The sequence below is a fragment of the Arthrobacter sp. Y3225116 genome (assembly GCF_059091245.1).
In genome coordinates this window covers 1-1,136 of the sequence record NZ_JBNHGL010000453.1, presented here as the reverse complement: position 1 = coordinate 1,136, position 1,136 = coordinate 1, and the positions used below count along the sequence as shown (strand labels likewise).

At 71.3% G+C, this 1,136-nt stretch carries 1 pseudogene; it reads left to right on the top strand.

What is annotated here, in order from left to right:
* Nucleotides 1–1,136: pseudogene (locus tag AC5RV2_RS18235) on the top strand (ATP-binding protein); the annotation flags it as partial.

Sequence of the window (1,136 nt, the reverse complement as noted above, 5' to 3'; positions counted from 1 at the left end):
GGGCCCGCCAGGCCGTCGAAGATGCCGTCCGGGGCGAGCTGGCGGATGCGGGGATCGAGGCAGACTTCAGTCCCGCCGGCCTCGCCGCCGCGCGCAGCCGTGCCGGCGTGCTGGCCAAGGACCTGGCCAAGGAGGCCGAGTCGGCCCGCGAACGGAGCAACGACGCCCAGGGCGAGGCCTGGACCCTCAAGGGCCGGATCCGCGCACTGGAGGAAGAAATCGAGTCCTTCCGCCGCCGCACCAGCAACATTCGTCCCGACAGCCTGGAGCGCCGCCGGCAGATCTGTGCCGCCACGGGCATCGCGGAAGAGGAACTTCCGTTTGCCGGCGAGCTGATCGACATGGCCGCCGCCGAGGCTCGCTGGCGCCCGGCCGCCGAGCGCGCACTGCGGTCGCTGGCCGCCGCGATGCTGGTCCCGGGCGACCGGATGAAAGCCGTCACCCGGTACCTGAACGAGCACAACATCCGCGGCTTCCTGCGGATCATCGATGTCAGCGCCCCGCTGGACGGAAAGGCCGAAGCCGACGACGATGACCTGGTCACCAAGCTGGTCACCAGGGACACCGCCATGGGGCACTGGGTCCGGCGCAAGATCACGGCGCATTACGACTACGTCTGCGTCGACGACCCGGACCAGCTGGCACAGGTCGCCCGCGGTGTCACCCTGGGCGGCGCGGTAAAGCGCAACAGCAGCACCACGGAGAAGGACGACCGGCACACCGGGGCGTCCGACTATCTGCTCGGCTTCGACAACCAGGACAAGATCTCCGCCCTCGCCGCCCGGTTGCTGGAACTGCGCGAGACGTACGGCACCGCTGACGCCGAGTCCGCCGAGCGCGCCCGCGAGCAGCAGGATCTGGGCCGCCGGCTGGCCGCAGCCAAGGCCGTGGCGGCCGACACCCGCGATTGGGCGGAGGTTTCCGCCGAAGCACACGCAGCCGCCGTGGCCGCGGCAACAGAACGGCTGGAGCAGGCCCGGGACGCCAACGCGGACTTGGAGCAGTTGCGGTTCGAGCTGGAGACGGCGGAACTGGACCTCACGGCCGCCACGGAGAAGATCGGTGTGCTCAAGGGCGACGCCGCCCGGCTGTCCGCCGAGCTCGACGCCGCGCGCGGGCGCCGGGACGCTTTGGCC